Annotated in this window: 9 protein-coding genes; 7 read left to right on the forward strand and 2 right to left on the reverse strand. The window is 67.1% G+C overall.

Annotation, left to right across the window (positions count from 1 at the left end; translation table 11 throughout):
* The first annotated feature begins 22 nt into the window (after positions 1-22).
* The 4 genes from AC1RR5_RS26250 (at position 23) to AC1RR5_RS26265 (ending at position 8,388) form a co-directional block, all read left to right on the forward strand.
* A complete protein-coding gene (locus tag AC1RR5_RS26250; RefSeq protein ID WP_492926637.1) occupies positions 23-1,573 on the forward strand; it encodes a DHA2 family efflux MFS transporter permease subunit in 1,551 nt (516 codons plus the stop codon).
* Between the two features lie 125 nt (positions 1,574-1,698).
* Positions 1,699-3,942 carry a hypothetical protein gene (locus tag AC1RR5_RS26255; RefSeq protein WP_492926639.1) on the forward strand — a complete coding sequence of 748 codons (2,244 nt, stop codon included), beginning with the start codon at positions 1,699-1,701 and terminating at the stop codon, positions 3,940-3,942.
* 350 nt (positions 3,943-4,292) lie between these two features.
* The gene (locus AC1RR5_RS26260; RefSeq protein ID WP_492926641.1) at positions 4,293-6,986 is read left to right on the forward strand and encodes a TonB-dependent receptor; all 2,694 of its coding nucleotides are present in this window, start codon (positions 4,293-4,295) and stop codon (positions 6,984-6,986) included.
* A 76-nt stretch (positions 6,987-7,062) separates the two neighbouring features.
* The gene (locus tag AC1RR5_RS26265; RefSeq protein WP_492926643.1) at positions 7,063-8,388 is read left to right on the forward strand and encodes an oligogalacturonate lyase family protein; all 1,326 of its coding nucleotides are present in this window, start codon (positions 7,063-7,065) and stop codon (positions 8,386-8,388) included.
* 89 nt (positions 8,389-8,477) lie between these two features.
* On the opposite strand, the gene AC1RR5_RS26270 is transcribed toward AC1RR5_RS26265, so the two are convergent.
* Complete coding sequence (locus AC1RR5_RS26270; RefSeq protein WP_492926645.1) at positions 8,478-9,839, reverse strand: glycoside hydrolase family 28 protein; 1,362 nt, start codon at positions 9,837-9,839, stop codon at positions 8,478-8,480.
* Between the two features lie 3 nt (positions 9,840-9,842).
* Positions 9,843-12,119, reverse strand: coding sequence for a glycoside hydrolase family 88 protein (locus AC1RR5_RS26275; RefSeq protein WP_492926647.1), 2,277 nt, complete (start codon positions 12,117-12,119; stop codon positions 9,843-9,845).
* A 105-nt stretch (positions 12,120-12,224) separates the two neighbouring features.
* Here AC1RR5_RS26275 and AC1RR5_RS26280 point away from each other — a divergent pair, with 105 nt between their 5' ends.
* The 3 genes from AC1RR5_RS26280 (at position 12,225) to AC1RR5_RS26290 (ending at position 17,128) form a co-directional block, all read left to right on the forward strand.
* Positions 12,225-12,929, forward strand: a complete 705-nt coding sequence (locus AC1RR5_RS26280) for a LamG domain-containing protein (protein WP_492926649.1) — start codon at positions 12,225-12,227, stop codon at positions 12,927-12,929.
* Between the two features lie 122 nt (positions 12,930-13,051).
* Entirely contained in the window at positions 13,052-16,291 is a 3,240-nt protein-coding gene (locus AC1RR5_RS26285) for an autotransporter outer membrane beta-barrel domain-containing protein (RefSeq protein WP_492926651.1), read from the forward strand.
* 108 nt (positions 16,292-16,399) lie between these two features.
* Positions 16,400-17,128: a response regulator gene (locus tag AC1RR5_RS26290; protein WP_492926653.1), complete on the forward strand. Its 729-nt coding sequence runs from the start codon at positions 16,400-16,402 to the stop codon at positions 17,126-17,128.
* Positions 17,129-17,213: the final 85 nt, after the last annotated feature.

Consider the following 17,213-nt stretch of genomic DNA (forward strand, 5'->3'; position numbering starts at 1 on the left):
CCTCTTCTTGAGGAGGCGTCCAATGGCGTCCGAACAAGCTCAGGCGGGTCCTCCGCCCATGACCGGCATCCTGCTGGCCGTCACCGCCATCGCCCTGGCGCTGGGCACCTTCATGCAGGTGCTGGACAGCACCATCGCCAACGTCTCGATCCCGACGATCGCCGGCAATCTTGGCGTCAGCTCCAGCCAGGGCACGTGGGTGATCACCGCCTTCGCCGTGGCCAACGGCGTCTCGGTGCCGTTGACCGGCTGGCTGATGGGCCGCTACGGCGTGGTCAAGACCTTCGTGGTGTCGGTGATCCTGTTCACGATCGCCTCGCTGCTGTGCGGCCTCTCCTGGAACCTGGAATCCCTGATCCTGTTCCGGATCCTGCAGGGCGCGGTGTCGGGACCGATGATCCCGGGCTCCCAAGCCCTGCTGATCATGATCTTCCCGCCCGCCAAGCGCGGCACGGCCTTGGCCATCTGGTCGATGACCACCCTGGTGGCCCCGATCTGCGGGCCGATCCTGGGCGGCTACATCTCCGACAACATCAGCTGGCCGTGGATCTTCCTGATCAACGTGCCCGTCGGCATCCTGTGCGCCGTCATCTGCTGGCGGAACATGGCCAGCCGCGAGACCCCGACCCGCAAGCTGCCGATCGACCGCACCGGCTTCATGCTGCTGCTGGTCTGGGTCGGCGCGCTGCAGGTGATGCTGGACACCGGCAAGGAAGCCGACTGGTTCTCCTCGCCCGCCATCGTCGTCGAGCTGTGCATTGCGATCGTCGGCTTCATCGCCTGGGTGATCTGGGAGTTGAACGAGAAGCACCCGATCGTCGACCTGTCGCTGTTCCGCTCCAGCAACTTCACGATCGGCACCATCGCCTTCTGTCTCGGCTACGCGGTGTTCTTCGGCAACAACCTGCTGCTGCCGCTGTGGCTGCAGACCCAGATGGGCTACATCGCCACCTGGGCAGGCCTGGTGGCCGCGCCCAGCGGCGTGGTCGCGGTGCTGCTGACGCCATTCGCGGCCAGGATCATGACCAAGGTCGACGCCCGCTGGACGGCCAGCCTGTCGCTGGCGGCGTTCGGCCTCTCGTTCTTCATGCGCTCGGGCTACAACTCGCAGGCCGACTTCTGGTCGCTGGTCATGCCGATGCTGGTGCAGGGCGTGGCGATGAGCACCTTCTTCATCTCGATGGTGACCATCTCGCTGAACGGCATCCCGCCGCAGCAGACGCCGCAGGCCTCGGGTCTGTCGAACTTCTCGCGGATCACCGCGGGCAGCTTCGCCGCCTCGCTGGCCACGACGATCTGGGACCGGGGCGAGGCCGTGCATCAGACCCGCCTGGCCGAGACCATGAGCTCGGGCAGCCCGGCCTGGATCGACGCGGTGAACAAGCTGCAAGCGGCGGGCATGACCCACCTGCAGGCGGTCGGCGCGGTCACCCAGCAGGTCGTCAACCAGTCCTACCTGCTGGCGGCTCTGGACTTCTTCCGCGTCTCGGCCTGGCTGTGCGTGATCCTGATCCCGCTGATCTGGCTGACCAAGAAGGCCATGAGCGGCGGCGGTCCGGTCGCCGCCGACTAGGATGCGTCTTTCATAATGTGAGATTGACTCCTATAGAATGGAATGGCGGGGCGTTGATCCGAAATGGTCGACGTCCCATCGTTCAACCGCGGTCCACCGCGGACAAAGCGTTCTGGGAGTCATCGATGCGACGCGCGCTTCTGGCCGGTCTGGCCACCCTCGTTCTGGCCGCGCCGGCCTTCGCCCAGCCCATCGACCGCCACGCGCTGGTCAGCCGCCACGACGTCAAGCTGACCAAGGTCGACCCGTCCGCGCCCCTGATGGTCGGAAACGGCCAGATCGGCTTCACCGCCGACATCACCGGCCTGCAGACCTTCCCGGAAGCCTATTCCAAGATCGCGCCGCTGCTGACCGAGGCCCAGTGGGCCTGGCACGCCTTCCCAAACCCGAACAACTACACCTATGCCGACGGCACCACGCCGATCGATGTGCGCGGGACCAAGCAGCCCTACGCCTACATGAAGGACTGGAACGAGGCGCAGAGCCGTCCGGCCCTGGCCTACCTGCGTGAAAACCCGCACCGCTTTTCGCTGGGCCGCGTGGCTCTGGACCTGCGTGACAGGGCCGGCAAGCCGGCGAAGTTCGAGGACCTGACCGCGACCGAGCAGGCCCTGGACCTGTGGACCGGCGTGCTGACCAGCCGCTTCACGTATGATGGCGAGGCCGTGACGGTCCGCACGCGCGTGCATCCGACCCTGGACATGATCGTGGTCGACGTGGACTCGGCGCTGGTCGAGCAGGGCCGGCTGAAGCTGTCGGTGAAGTTCCCGGGCGTCTCCAAGGCCCTGAACCCGGATCCGTCCGATTGGACCCATCCCGAGCTGCACACCACCAAGGTGACCGGGGAGGGCGCATCGCGCCTGGACGTCTCGCGCCAGCTGGACGCCACGAAGTACTTCGCCGCGCTGCAGGCCGATCGCGCCGTCGACTTCACCGCCGCTGGGCCGCATGCCTATGTCGTCGCGCCCAAGGCCAAGGGGCGGGCGCTGGGCCTGGAAGTCGCGTTCTCGCGCGCCGCTGTGGCGAAGCTGCCCACCGTGACGGTCGCCGACCAGGCCACGCGCGCGCACTGGAAGTCCTATTGGACGCAAGGCGCTGCCGTCGACTTCTCCGGCAGCACCGACCCCCGCGCCGCCGAGCTGGAGCGCCGGGTGGTGCTGTCGCAGTACCTGATGGCCCTGAATGGAGCCGGCGAGGTGCCGCCGCAGGAGGAGGGGCTGTTCTCCAACAGCTGGAACGGCAAGTTCCACCTCGAGATGCACCCCTGGCACGCGGGCCACTTCGCCCTGTGGAACAAGCCGGAGTACCTTGAGCGCAGCCTGCCCTGGTATGTGGGCCACCTGAAGGACGCCAAGGCCCGCGCCGCCAGCCACGGCCTGAAAGGCGCCTGGTGGCCCAAGATGGTTGGTCCGGACGGCGTCGACAGCCCCAGCAAGGTCTCGCCCTTCATCATGTGGCAGCAGCCGCATCCGATCTGGATGTCCGAGCTGATCTGGCGCGACAAGCCGACCAAGGCGACCCTGGCCAAGTACGGCCAACTGGTCTCCGAGACCGCCGACCTCCTGGCCAGCTTCCCGCACCGCGACGACAAGGGCCGCTTCGTGATCGGCCCGCCGGTGATCCCGGTGCAGGAGAACTACGACCCGCTGACCACCTTCAATCCGGCCTTCGAGCTGGAATACTACCGCTGGGGCCTGGAGACCGCGCAGCAGTGGCGGGTCCGCGCCGGCCTGGCGCGCAAGCCCGAGTGGGACGCGGTGATCAGGGGCCTGGCCCCGATGGCGACGAAGGACGGCCTGTACCTGCCCACCGAGTCGACGCCGGACTTCTGGGACATCGCCAAGAGCAAGGACTGCTCCAAGCACGCCGTCGGCGAGCAGTGCATGAACCGCGACCACCCGTCGTTCCTGATGGCCTATGGCCTGATCCCCGGGAAGGCCGACCCAGAGACCATGCGGCGCACCCTGCGGGCCGTGGAGAGTGACTGGGACCTGCGCCAGACCTGGGGCTGGGACTATCCGATGGTGGCCATCACCGCCGCGCGCCTGAACGAGCCGGACAAGGCCGTCGACTGGCTGTTCTTTGACGCCAAGAATAACAAGTTCGGCGTCTCGGGGATGACCCCGCGTGTCCACCTCGACGCCCATGCCCAGGCCTTCCTGGCCACGGCCAAGGACGGCGAGCCGGTCGGTCCCGACGGCCCCGGTTACACCCGCGCGGCCGAGACCTATTTCCCGTCGAACGGCTCTCTGCTGGCGGCCGTGGCGATGATGGCGGGCGGTTGGGACGGCTCGAAGGGGCCAGCACCGGGCTTCCCGAAGAACGGCCAGTGGACCGTCCGCGCCGAGGGCTTCAAGCCGATTCCCTAGAGGCGGCCTTTCCTCGAAAACATCGCCGAAAGTCGCTTCGCCCATGTGCATCGAGGGCGGGGCGGCTTCCGTTGCGTCATCTTGGTGGGCTCGACAGCGTTATCATTGGCTGGCGAAGCTGAACTGGTAACGCCAATCATTATGCCAGTGAAAACAAAGCTATAGTGATATTCCGGTCATTCTGTGCGGTCGACCTAGTTAGCCGCTTCCCCTGAAATCGCAGCCAATTGGTAAGACCAGAGTTGCGTTTCTTCGCAACATCTCACAAGATATGGATAGATATCCCACATTCTGAGAAATGTGGTTAGTGAAGACACCGGTGTCACGCGCCGGTAGGGGAGAAACACCGGATGATTTTCAGCACTCTCAAAGCGCGCCTGCTCGTCTCGTGCGCGGCCATGACCGTTGCTAGCCTTGCCAGCGCTGGCGCCGTCGCGGCCCAGACCGCCGCTCCCGAAACCGGCGACACACAGGTCGAAGAAGTCATCGTCAGCGGCTATCGCTCCAGCCTCAGCAAGGCCCTGGGCGCCAAGCGCACCAGCATCGGCGCGATCGACGCCATCCTGGCCGAGGACATCGCCGCGTTCCCCGACCAGAACCTGGCCGAAGCCATCCAGCGCCTGCCGGGCGTGACCATCGACCGCGTCGGCGGCGAAGGTCGCCAGATCTCGGTGCGCGGCCTGAACGCCGACTTCACCCGCGTGCGCATCAACGGCGTGGAAGCCATCGCCACGGGCGGCGGCAACCGCAGCCGCGGCTTCGACTTCAACGTCTTCGCCTCGGAACTCTTCAGCGGCATCACGGTGCGCAAGACCCAGTCGGCCGACGTCGCCGAAGGTTCGCTGGGCGCTACCGTCGACCTGCAGAGCGGCCGCCCGTTCGACTACACCGGCTTCAAGGCCGCCGCTTCGGCCGAAGGCAGCCTGAACAGCATCACCGACCGCATCCTGCCGCGCGCGGCGGGCCTGCTGAGCTGGTCGAACCCGGACAAGACCTTCGGCGTGCTGGCCTCGGTGGCCTATTCCAAGCGCCAGCCGGTGGCCGAGGGCTTCAACACCACCCGTTGGCAGGGCGCCGACGCCAGCGACAACTTCGCCAGCTGCTCCAAGTGCACGACGCCGGAAGAGCTGGCCAAGGTGCAGAACGCCTTCTATCCGCGCATCCCGCGCTACACCGCCTCGAAGATCGACTCCGAGCGCCTGGGCATCACCTTCGCGACCCAGTGGCGCCCGAACGACAAGTCGGAACTGTCGCTGGACGTCCTGTACTCGGACCTGAACCAGTTCACCGAGAGCCCGAACCTGGAAGCCATCTCGTTCAGCCGTTCGAACGCGGCCGGTGTCGGCTCGACCATCGTCCGCGATTACGCCCTGAACGACCGCAACACCTTCACCTACGGCGTGTTCGACAAGGTCGACGTGCGCTCGGAGAACGGCACCCAGCGCGACCACACGACCTTCACCCAGGTGACCCTGTCGGGGAAGTACGAGTTCACCGATCGCCTGCGCGGCCAGGCCCGCCTCGGCATCGCCAACTCGGACTACCGCATGCCCGAGCAGATCTCGTTCCAGCTCGATCGCAACGACGTCAACGGCTACACCTATGACGCCCGCGCCAACGACCGCACGCCGATCATCACCTACGGCTTCGACGTCGCCGATCCGAACCTCTACACCCTGACCGAGATGCGTTCGGCGGTGCAGACCTCGCTGAACATCACCCGCACCGCCAGCGGCAACCTGGAATACGACGTCGACGAGCACCTGAAGCTGCGCGCCGGCGTCGACGCCCAGCAGTATGTGGTCAAGTATCGTGGCGCGAGCCGCAACCAGGTGCTGACCGGCTCGAACCAGATCGTCGGCGTCGGCGCCTTCTCGAAGGTCGTCTCGTTCGGCCGCGACTTCCCGTTCCCGGGCGGCGATCGTAAGTACGTGGTGGCCGACATCGACAAGGCCGTGGCCTACACCAAGCTGCTGAACTTCCCGCTGATCGTGCAGCAGGGCGACACCCGTGACGTCGAGGAAAAGGACTTGTCGGGCTTTGGCCAGGCGGTCGTGGACGCCACCGTGTTCGGCGGGAAGCCGCTGCGCGCCGACTTCGGCTTCCGCGTGGCCCACACCAAGGTCACCTCGCAGGGCTTCATCGGCTCGGGCGTCTATCTGACGGCCAAGAACGACTACACCGACGTCCTGCCGTCGATGAACATCACGCTGGAGCCGCGCGACAACTTCATCCTGCGCGGCGGCATCGCCAAGGTCATGGCCCGTCCGACCCTGGGCAGCCTGACCCCCGGCGGTTCGGTCGGCGCCACGACGCGCACGGTCAACTTCGGCAATCCGGACCTGGAGCCGTTCCGCGCCACCAACTTCGACCTGGCGGCCGAGTGGTACTTCGCCTCGGAATCCCTGATCGGCGTGGCGGTCTTCTACAAGAAGATCGACAGCTTCATCGCCAGCCAGACCACGCGCGCCGTCTATAGCTCGCTGGGCCTGCCGGCCAGCCTGCTCAGCACCAGCGCCGGCGTCTCGGTCAACGACATCTTCGACGTGACCAACCCCTATAACGGCGAAGGCGGCTGGCTGAAGGGCGTCGAGTTCCAGTACCAGCAGCCGTTCAACTTCCTGCCCGACTACCTGCGGGGCTTCGGCTTCATCGGCAACTTCACGTACGTCGACTCGAACGTGAACTACGGCACGACCGCCGCGCCGAAGTACAACAAGCTGACCGGCCAATCGAAGACGACCGCCAACGCCACGCTGTACTTCGAGCGCGGAAAGTTCAGCGCCCGCACCTCGCTGGCCCGTCGCTCCAGCTTCCTGACGGCCTTCCCGGGCTCGAACGGCAACAGCGAGCACGGCACGCACGGCAGCACGTACTACGACTTCTCCTCGAGCTACAAAGTTCGCGACAACCTCGTGATCACGCTGGAAGGCATCAACCTGGGCGACAAGTTCACCGACGCCTATGTCGACACCGCCGACCGCGTTAGCGACTACCGCCACACCGGCCGCGAGATCCTGCTGGGCGTGCGCTGGACGTACTAATCTTCTTTCTCGACTAGGCGCCTCCCTGGGGCTCGGCGTGCCTGCGCCGAGCCCACCTTTTTCGGAGAATAGTGACGTGATCGCTCGTAGAACCGTTCTTGGCCTGGCCGCGGCGGCCCTGGCGACGCCCGTCCTGGCCCAGCAGGCGACCGCTCCGGCGGCCGCCGCAGCTCCGAAAGACTGGATCGATCCCAAGACCGGCCACCGCATAGTGCGGCTGTCGGAGGAGGGCGGGAGCAAGAACCTCTACTTCCACCAGCACGGCTACACGCCGCAGGGCGACCAGCTGGCGATCACCACGCCGTCGGGCATCGCGCTGGTCGATCTCAAGACCTTCAAGCTGACGCCGGTCGCGAAGACCCAGGGCGCGGACCTGCTGTTCTTCCCGCGCAATTCGCGCCGGCTCTATTATTCGGTCACGGCGCCGGGTGAAGGCCAGCCGACCGATCGCGCCAAGACCATCTACGCCCTCGACATCGATAGCGGCAAAGCCAAGGTCGTCGCCAAGCTGGCCCAGGGCGGGATCACCTCGATCAACGCCGACGAGACCCTGCTGCTGGGCGTCGTGACCTATGGCGGCAAGCCGCTGCAGCCCAACACCACCGACGATCGCAAGCGCTTCGGCCAGGCCGAGTACGCGGCGAACGGCCCGGACGGCAAGCCGCTGTCCTTCGCCAAGGCCAAGGGCGTGCGGATGACCGAGCGCTTCGAGACGCCGACCCCGATGGAGATCTTCACGGTCGACCTGAAGACCGGTGAGCGCAAGGTGATCCACGCTTCGGACAAGTGGCTGGGCCACGCCCAGTTCTCGCCGGCCGATCCGGCCCAGGTGATGTTCTGCCACGAGGGGCCTTGGCACCGCGTGGACCGCATCTGGACCATCCGCACGGATGGCACGGCCCTGACCAAGATCCACACCCGGACCATGAACTTCGAAATTGCCGGCCACGAGTTCTTCTCGGCCGACGGCAAGTGGGTCTGGTACGATCTGCAGACCCCGCGCGGCCAGGTGTTCTGGATCGCCGGTCACGAGCTGGCGACGGGCAAGAAGCTCTATCGCCGGGTCGAGCAGAACGAGTGGTCGGTGCACTACAACGTCGCGCCGGACGGCAAGCTGTTCGCCGGCGACGGCGGCGACGCCGACATGGTCGCCCACGCCCCCGACGGGAAGTGGATCTACGCCTTCCGGCCCGAGACCATCCGCGACGCGGCGACCGCCTACTACACAGAAGACCTGATCACCGTGGACAAGATGGCCAGCGAGCGGCTGGTCGACATGTCGGGCCACGACTACCGTCTGGAGCCGAACCTGACCTTCACGCCCGATCAGAAGTGGATCGTCTTCACCTCGAACATGCACGGCGCCAACCACGTCTACGCCGTCGAGGTCGCCAAGCGCTGACCTCGCGCGTCGCGGTCCTTCGTCCCCCCCAATCTTGGAAGGCCTCGTGGCCCCGGCGCATCCCTCCGCGCCGGGGCCTTTTCGTCTCGCTAGAGCCCGGTCACGCCCGTCGAGGCCGACACCTCGGGCGGCTTGCCGTCCAGGGTGTCGACCTTGCTGCGGGTGAAGGTCCAGTCCTTGGCGTTGGCGATGCGGCCGCCCGCCTGGACGTCCAAATCAAGGTTGTCGAACGCGAAGCGCTCCAGCGGCAGGTCGGGGAAGGCGGCGACCTCGAAGCCGGTCTTGGCGCCGATGGCCTTGATGTCCTTGATCCGCACGTCGCTGAGACGGCAGCGGCCCTGTTCCGGCGGCACGTGCTGGGTCATCACCTTCCAGTACGGCGGCACGTCGGTCATGCCCTGGGGGATCTCGGCGTAGCTGTAGCTGGGGTTCCAGTTCAGGTTCACCCGCAGCACGGTCGGCACGTCGTGCAGCAGCATGCCGGCGATGTCGATGTCCTTGACCGTTCCGCCGCGCGTGTGGGCCGACTTGAACAGGATGCCGACCGGGGTCGGGTGGTGCACGGTCAGGCCCGAGACCTTGATGTCGTGGAAGCCGCCAGAGGTCTCGCTGCCGAAGGTGATCCCGGCCGAAGCGTCGCGGATCACGCAGTCGCGGATGACGACGTTGTAGGTCGGCCGGTTGACGCGCAGGCCGTCGGCGTCGCGGCCGGCCTTCAGGCACAGGGCGTCGTCGTTGCAGGCCACGTCGATGCGCTCGACCAGCACGTCGTGCGAGGAGTCGATGTCGACGCCGTCGGTCGAGGGGCCGCGGCCGCCCTCGTTGTTGCGGATCTCGAGGTCGGCGATGTGGATGTCGTGCGAGTAGCAGACGTGCACCGTCCAGAACCCGGCGCGGCGCAGGCGCGGGCCGGCCAGCTCGATCGTCTCGGAGTCGAAGATCTGGATGAGGCGCGGGCGTTTGCAGTCGTAGTCGGCGGCCCAGCGCAGGCCCTTGGGGTCGTACTGGCGGCGCAGCGCCCAGTAGCTGTCCCAGAACACCTTGCCGTCGCCGTCGATGGTCCCGTCGCCGACGATGCGGACGTTCTTCTGCTTGCAGACGTTGATCAGCGCCGCCGGCCAGGTCAGCTCGATGCCGGCCACGCGGGTTGGGATCTCAGGATAGTCGGCCAGGTCTTGCGAGCCCAGCAGGCTCACGCCCTTGTCCAGGCGCAGGGTGACGCCCGACTTCAGGAAGATCGAGCCGGTGCGATAGACACCGGGCTTTAGCGCAACGGTCGCGCCGGTCTTGGCGGCTTCGTCGATGGCGGCCTGGAGGGCCTTGGTGTTCAGCGTCTTGCCGTCGCCGACCGCGCCGTGGGCGTTGGCCAGGATCGCCTTGCCGGCGGCCAGGGCGAGTGTCGGAGCCGAAGCGGCCACGAGGCCGAGCTGGAGAAGGGCGCGTCTTTGCATGGCCTAGTGCTCCGGATTGAAGTCGGGCTTCTGGGCGAACACGTAGGTCTCCCAGTCGGCGCGCGAGTGGAAGTCGAGGCCTTTGTCCCAGGCCGCGCCCATGTAGTAGACGAACGGCTTGCCGGGGCTGACCTTGACCAGCACCAGCCAGTCGCTGTCGGTCTCGACCACGTCGACGATCTGGCGCGGGTCGATCAGCAGCGACACGCCCATCGTGCCCTTGTCCGGGTCGGTGACATCCCAGAACGAGAAGACGCCCTTGGCCTTGTCGGCGCGCAGGTCACCGGCCGTCTTGGTGGTCGGGGCCTTGGTGATGCCGATGGCGACGGTGATCGGGCCCTTGGCGTTCGAGCCGAAGGTCGAGACCATCCGCGTGAAGTTGGTGCCCATCGGCAGGGTGAAGGTCCGGCTTTCCCAGACTTCGCGCCCCTTCTTCGTTTCAGAGCCGCCGACTTTCCAGGGCGCGTAGTTGACCTTGAACGAGGCCGCGTCGGGGCCGTCCTTCAGGATCTTGTAGTCCTTCCAGTTGCGCGACACCCACAGCTTGCCGCCGTCCCAGACGCCCAGGCCGCCCGCGCCGCGGTAGGTCTTGACGTTGTAATAGTCGATGCCTTCGCCGTGATAGGCGTGCTGGTCGCCGGTGCGCAGCTGGCGGGTCATGAACGGGTAGCGGACGCTCTTGCCCCAAGCGTCGACGCCCGAGGTCGAGGGCGGCTCGTACTGCTCCAGGGCCGGACCATAGATGCGGTGGGCCGTGCGGTCGTTCTCCCACAGGATGTCGTCGTAGCGCTCGGGCGCGTAGCGGACCGTGGCGCGGGGCGTCTCCTGGCCGGCCGGGGGCGGGGCCATGCGGAAGATCATCTTGGGCGGCGTCGGCTGACCCGGCGCGGCGGGCGGGACCTGGGCGGGCGCCAGGCCTGGGCCTTCGATCAGCGGATCGTAGGCGAGCGCGGCGACGGCCTTCATCTCGGTGGCGTGACGGGCCTCTTCCTCGGGGCCACGTACGGTGCGCGGCACGGCCGGGACCGACAGGGTGGCGGCGACGAAGGCGGCGTCGTCGGGGGCGGGCTCGGCCAAGGGCAGGGCGGTCGTCGGCTTGCCGAGGTTCATCACCTCAAGTCCCGCCAGCAGGAAGGCGCCGGCGCCGTAGGGGCCGATGTCGTCGGAAGCCGTGGTGACGGGCTGGTCGCCGGTCTTCTGCACCGCGCCCAGCATGCCGTTGGGCAGCACCTGGGCTTCCAGGCCCTTCCAGCCCTTCACGACCACCGGCAGGTAGGTCGCCCGGTCCAGGACGCCGTGATTGATCCCCCAGGCCAAGGCGTAGACGAAGAAGGCCGACCCTGAGGTCTCGGCCTCCGGAAACTTGTCCGGCTGCAACAGGCTGGACGACCACAGGCCATCGGCGCGTTGCAGGCCGGCGACCCGCTTGGCCATCGCCTGGAAGATGGTGACGTAGCGGGGCCGCTGGACGTAGTCGGCCGGCATCGACTCCAGCACGCGGGCCATGCCGCCCATCACCCAGCCATTGCCGCGCGACCAGAAGAGCTTGCGGCCCTGCTCGTCGCGGCGCTCGATGAAGCGCTCGTCGCGGTAATAGAGGCTCTCGTCCGGATCATAGAGGCGAGCGAAGGTGCGCCACCACTGGGTGTCCATGGCCTTGAGGTACTTGGCGTCACCGGTCTGGGCGCTCATCCGGGCCAGGACGGGCGGGGCCATGAACAGGGCGTCGCTCCACCACCAGACCAGGTGCTCGGGGATCGGCTGGCGCGAGAGGTGCGGCAGGGCCCAGTCCAGGCGCTGTCGCAGGGGCATGATCACGCCCTCCTGGCGACGGCGGGCATAGAGCTCTTCATAGAGGTCGCCGATCGCCATCTCGTCGGCGTTCAGCATGGTCTTGCCCGACTTCGCCCCGCGCAGGGCGTAGTTGTAGTGCTCGGCCGCGTCGGTCAGGAACTTGAGGGTGTCCTTGTCCTGGGTCACGCGGGCCAGGCGCGCGGCGCCGACATAGTAGGTGGCCGAGACCCAGTTGGACGAGATCTCGCGCACCGCCCCGCCGGTGGTCAGCGGAATCGGCTCGGCGCGCATGGCCTTCATCTGGGCGGAATTGGCGCGGTTCAATGTGGCGAGCACCGCGTCGGCCGAGGGCAGGGCTTCCTGTTTCGCTGAGGCGGTCTTGGGAGCGCGGGCCGGCGCGGCGTGGGCGATCGCGCCCGTCGTCAGCGCGGTCCCAACCAGAGTGAGGGCGATCAAGGTGCGGTGGTTGGAGACGACTCGAAACATCCGTGATTTCCTCCGCCCAATGCCACTGCAACCGGTGTCATTGTCATTATGTGGAAGCCTATGCCACAAAGTGGAATGGCTGGAAAGGTGATCGGGGAGGATCATATGACGCTCAAGTGGAGCCGGCGCGACGCGCTGGCGGCGGCGGTCGCGCTGCCCGTCCTGGGTCTCGCGACGACCGCCTCGGCCGGCAAGAAGCCGAAGGACCAGGCCGTGTGGACCTTCGACAGCCTCACCAAGATCGGCGGCGTCGCGGCCCATGCCGAGGGCGCGCCTCAGATCATCGACAGTCCCGTCGGCAAGGCGGTGCAGTTCGACGGCGTCCAGGACGTGCTGTTCGTCGAGCAGCACCCGCTGGCCGGCGCCGAGACCTGGACCTTCGAGGCCGTGTTCCGCCCGGACGGCGGCAACGAGGCCCAGCGCTGGTTCCACCTGCAGGAGATCGCGCCGGAAGGGCAGCCAGCCTCGACCACGCGCTTCCTGTTCGAGATCCGAACCGTCGGGACCGTGTGGTGGCTGGACGCCTTCGTCACCGGTCCTGGCTACAAGCACACCCTTATCTTCCCGGAGAAGCGCTTCCCGGTCGGCCAGTGGTTCCACGTCGCCCAGAGCTTCGACGGCAAGATCTATCGCGCCTATGTCAACGGCGTGCTGCAGGGCGAGGCCGAGGTTCCGTTCAAGCCCCAGGGACCGGGCCGGGCGTCGATCGGCTCGCGGATGAACAAGGTCGACTTCTTCAAGGGCGCGATCCACGAGGCGCGCTTCACGCGCCACTTCCTGGGGCCCCAGAAGTTCACCGGCGTGCGCTAACCTTTCGAAAGGTCACGGGAAGCTGCGCCAGGTTGCGCGGCGCGGCGGCCAGGAAATAAGCCAGCCACGCCTGCGCCAAGCGTGGCGGCTAGGCCTTCGGGGATTGTCCTCGAAGGTTCCCAATGCCGCGCAAGCTTCTCGTCGCCACGGCCGCCGCCGCCCCGTTGCTTCTCTATGCCGGCTCCGCCTTCGCCGAGGTCGAGGTCACCAGCAGCACGCGGACCACGCCGATCACCACCGCGAGCCCCAATGACGGGGCCGCCGACGATGTGAAGGTCACCGAGGACGGCGTCATCACGCTGAGCGCCTCGGGCGCGATCATCACCCTCAACAGCGACAACACCATCACCATGAATGGCGGCCTGGCCAGCGTCGGGGTCGACGATTCGGTCGGCATCCTGGTGATCGGCGGCAAGACCGGGACCGTGACCAGCGAGGGCTCGATCAGCCTGACTGAGGATTACGACTACGAGGATACGGACGAGGACGGCGACTATGATGGCCTCTTCGCCAAGGGTTCGCGGCGCTATGGCATCCGGGTGACGGGCGATGAGGCCTTCACCGGCACGATCACCCACTCCGGATCCATCGTCGTCGAGGGCATGGACTCGGCGGGCATCAGCGTCGAGGCGCCGCTGGTCGGCAACCTGGTCCACTCCGGCTCGATCAGCGTCACCGGCGATCGCGGCTACGGGATCCACATCGCCGCCCCGGTGACCGGCAAGGTCCAGATCGAGGGCTCGACCACCGTCACCGGGGCGGGTTCGGTCGGCGTGGCGGTCGATGCGCCGATCGAGGGGGCGTTCGTCCTGCAGGGCTCGGTCTATTCGACCGGCTACCGCGTCACCTCGCGCTACAGCGATCCGGACGACCGGGCGCTGTTGGACGCCGACGACATGCTGGAAGGCGGCGGCGGGGTGAACATCGCCGCCAACGTCTCGGGCGGGGTGCTGCTGGACAAGCCGCCGACCGACACCAATGACGACACCACCGACGACGAGGACGGCGACGGCGTCGCCGACAACGAGGAAGGGACGGCCTCGATCACCGTCTACGGCGGCGCGCCGGCGTTGAAGATCGGCTCGAACACCAGCACGGTGACGATCGGCGCGGTGGGCGAGGGCGACAACGCCTATGGCCTGATCATCAACGGCTCGGTCGGCGCCTACAGCGTCTATGACGGCGTCGAAACCACCGGCGTCCAGATCGGCGGCGACGCGGGCTACGAGACCCTGATCGCCAATGGCGTCCGGGTGACCAATTCGATCTCGGCCTCGGGCTACGAGGCCCAGACCAACGGCCTGCGACTGAAGGCCGGCGCGGTCGCCGACACGATCTGGAACGCGGGCTCGATCAGCGCCTCGACGGTCTCGGAGGGGGCGTTCTCGGCTCGGGCGCTGGTGATCGAGTCCGGCGCCGTGGCCAGCGTGCTGAACAATGACGGGGTGATCAGCGCCACCGTCTCGGGCGAGAAGGGCGACGCCTACGCGATCCTCGACAACGCTGGCACGCTGACGACCATCAACAACACCCGCACGATCGCGGCCTATGTCGTGGCTACCGACGACGAGTACGACACCGACGACGACAATACCGACGCCTCGGACGAGACGATCACTGGCAAGGCCATCGCCATCGATGTCTCCAGGAACACCACCGGCGTCACCATCACCCAGATCGGCGTCAATGACGGGGACGATGGCGACGACGATGTGGCCGACACCGATACGGACGGCGACGGCGTGGACGACGCCGACGAGCCGGCGATCATCGGCAAGATCCTGTTCGGCTCCGGTGACGACACCCTGAACGTCCAGAACGGCACGATCATCGGCGCGATCAGCTTCGGCGACGGCGCCGACACGCTGAAGATCGACGGCGGGGCCTATGTGCTGACCAGCCTGTCCGACAGCGACGGCCGTCTGAACATCAGCATTGGCGACGGCATCCTGGGCCTGACCAACACCGACGACCTGAAGGTCACCAACCTGACCCTGGGCGCCAGCAGCAAGCTGGTGTTCAGCGTCGACCCGGCCGCTGGGACCTGGACGCGCATCGTGGCGGACACGGCGACCATCGAGTCCGGCGCCAAGCTGGGTTTGGTGCTCAACAACCTGCTGACCAACGCCTCGACCTTCGAGGTGATCAAGGCCGGCAGCCTGACCGCAGGCGCCATCGACCAGGACCTGCTGGGCAGCGCGCCGTACCTCTATGTGGCCGACGCCTATCAGTCGGGGAACAGCATCAATATCGACGTGCGCCGCCGCTCGGCCGCGGAAGCGGGCATGACCGCCAACCAGGCCTCGGCCTATGACGCGGTGTTCTCGGCCCTGTCCAAGAACGAGGACATCGCCAGCGCCTTCCTGCAGCAGTCCACGCGCGACGGCTTCTACAATCTCTACAACCAGATGCTGCCCGACCAGGGCATCGGCATGTTCTCGGCCCTGCAGACGGTGAACCAGCAGATCTCGGCCGCCACCGCCGTGCGTCCGGACCTGGGCGACCGCTACGGTCCCGACAGCGTCTGGGTGCAGCAGATCAACACCATGGTGAGGCGCGAGGACGGGACCGACCAGGGCTCGGACACGGCGGCCTTCGGCTTCGTGGCGGGCTACGAAGCCATGGGCGACGCGGGCGGGGCGCTGGGCGTGACCCTGGCCATGGTCAATGTCGAGGAGCACGACACCACCGCCAAGGCGGGCGAGCATACGGTCAACACGATGGTCCAGGCCGGGCTCTACTGGCGACGTGCGGTCGGCGGCTGGCGCTTCAACCTAGGGGGAGGGGGCGGCTATGGCTGGCTGACCGGCGACCGCAGCTTCTACAGTGAGGACGTCGACGGCGACGGCGTGGCCGACGCCTCGGCGACCAATGTCGCCCATTGGAACGGGGCTACCGCCAACGCCTTCGCCGGCGTCGCCTACGAGCAGAAGATTGGCCGCTATTTCATCCGGCCGGAGACGCGTGTCGACTATCTCTACTTCTCGGAAGGCGAACGCAGTGAGACCGGCGGCGGCGACGGGTTCGACCTGATCCGCGACGCGCGGGCATTCAGCAACCTCAGCGGCGATGTCGGCCTGGTGCTGGGCGCCCAGTTCGGCGAGGCGGTGTGGTGGCGGCCCGAGATCCGGGTCGGCTACCGCAAGACGCTGTCGGGCAGTATCGACGACACCGTGGCCCGTTTCCGGGGCGGGGAGGCGTTCACCCTGACCTCGGTCGCCGACAAGCAGGGCGCGGCGACGCTGGGCTTCGCGATCCGCGCCGGCTCGGCCCTGTCGTATCTGGCCCTGGAGGGCGGGGCGGAAGCCGCCAAGAAGCAGACCCGCTACTACATGCGCTTCTCGGGACGGGCGATGTTCTAGAGCCGCCACAATCGCGCCTTAATCGCGAACCTCGCAATACAAACGGAAAGTAATTTCGCCGCTGCGCCTGGTTAAGCCTGGACTCGTACCAGAGAACGGAGAGCGGGCGTGCGGCAAAGGATCTTACTTCTCGATGCGGACCAGTCCGCGCGATCGCAGATGCACGACTTGCTATGTCGGCACGAGTACGAGGTCGTCACCGCGTCCTCGGCCCGCCAGATGGACAAGATCCTGACCACCGTGCCGGTCGATGCGGTGGTGCTGGACATCATGCTGCCGGGCGAAGGCGGCTTTTCGGTCTGCAACCGCCTGCGCAACCAGCAGCCGCAGCCTGGCGTCATCGTGGTCAGCGCCATGGCCGACGAGAGCGACATCGTGGTGGGGCTGGAGATCGGCGCCGACGACTATGTCGCCAAGCCCTATCGCCAGCGCGAGCTGCTGGCCCGCATCCGTTCGGTGCTGCGCCGCCGCCAGGTGGGCCTGCGGGCGCCGCGCGACGACGGACGCGCCAACATCTACCGCTTCGACGGCTGGCGGCTGAACCTGATCACCCGGCAGCTGTTCGACCCCTATGACCGCAGCGTCGAGCTGTCCTCCGGCGAGTTCGCGCTGCTGGGCGCCTTGCTGGCCAGCCCGCAGCAGATCGTGCCGCGCGCGCGGCTGCTGCAGGATCCCAAGACCGGCGAACGCGCCGAGGGCGAGCGCCAGATCAACGTCATCGTCAGCCGCCTGCGGGCCAAGCTGGCGCGGGTCGACGGCGGCGACCTGTTGATCCGGACTGTCCGCGGGCAGGGCTATCTGCTGACCGTGCCGGTCGAGAGCATCGTGCTCGACTAGAGGTGCTGGGGCGGTGAACAGAAACTTTCGCATGACCTCGCCGGCGCCCGTGCGTAGCGTCCCGCCCCATCTGGTAGAGGGAGAG

This window comes from Caulobacter sp. GW821-FHT11E11, assembly GCF_058808315.1.

Coding starts and splice junctions, on each gene's coding strand:
- AC1RR5_RS26270 (WP_492926645.1), bottom strand. CDS start 9,839: ATGCAAAGACGCGCCCTTCTCCAGCTCGGCCTCGTGGCCGCTTCGGCT.
- AC1RR5_RS26285 (WP_492926651.1), top strand. CDS start 13,052: ATGCCGCGCAAGCTTCTCGTCGCCACGGCCGCCGCCGCCCCGTTGCTT.
- AC1RR5_RS26255 (WP_492926639.1), top strand. CDS start 1,699: ATGCGACGCGCGCTTCTGGCCGGTCTGGCCACCCTCGTTCTGGCCGCG.
- AC1RR5_RS26280 (WP_492926649.1), top strand. CDS start 12,225: ATGACGCTCAAGTGGAGCCGGCGCGACGCGCTGGCGGCGGCGGTCGCG.
- AC1RR5_RS26260 (WP_492926641.1), top strand. CDS start 4,293: ATGATTTTCAGCACTCTCAAAGCGCGCCTGCTCGTCTCGTGCGCGGCC.
- AC1RR5_RS26275 (WP_492926647.1), bottom strand. CDS start 12,119: ATGTTTCGAGTCGTCTCCAACCACCGCACCTTGATCGCCCTCACTCTG.
- AC1RR5_RS26250 (WP_492926637.1), top strand. CDS start 23: ATGGCGTCCGAACAAGCTCAGGCGGGTCCTCCGCCCATGACCGGCATC.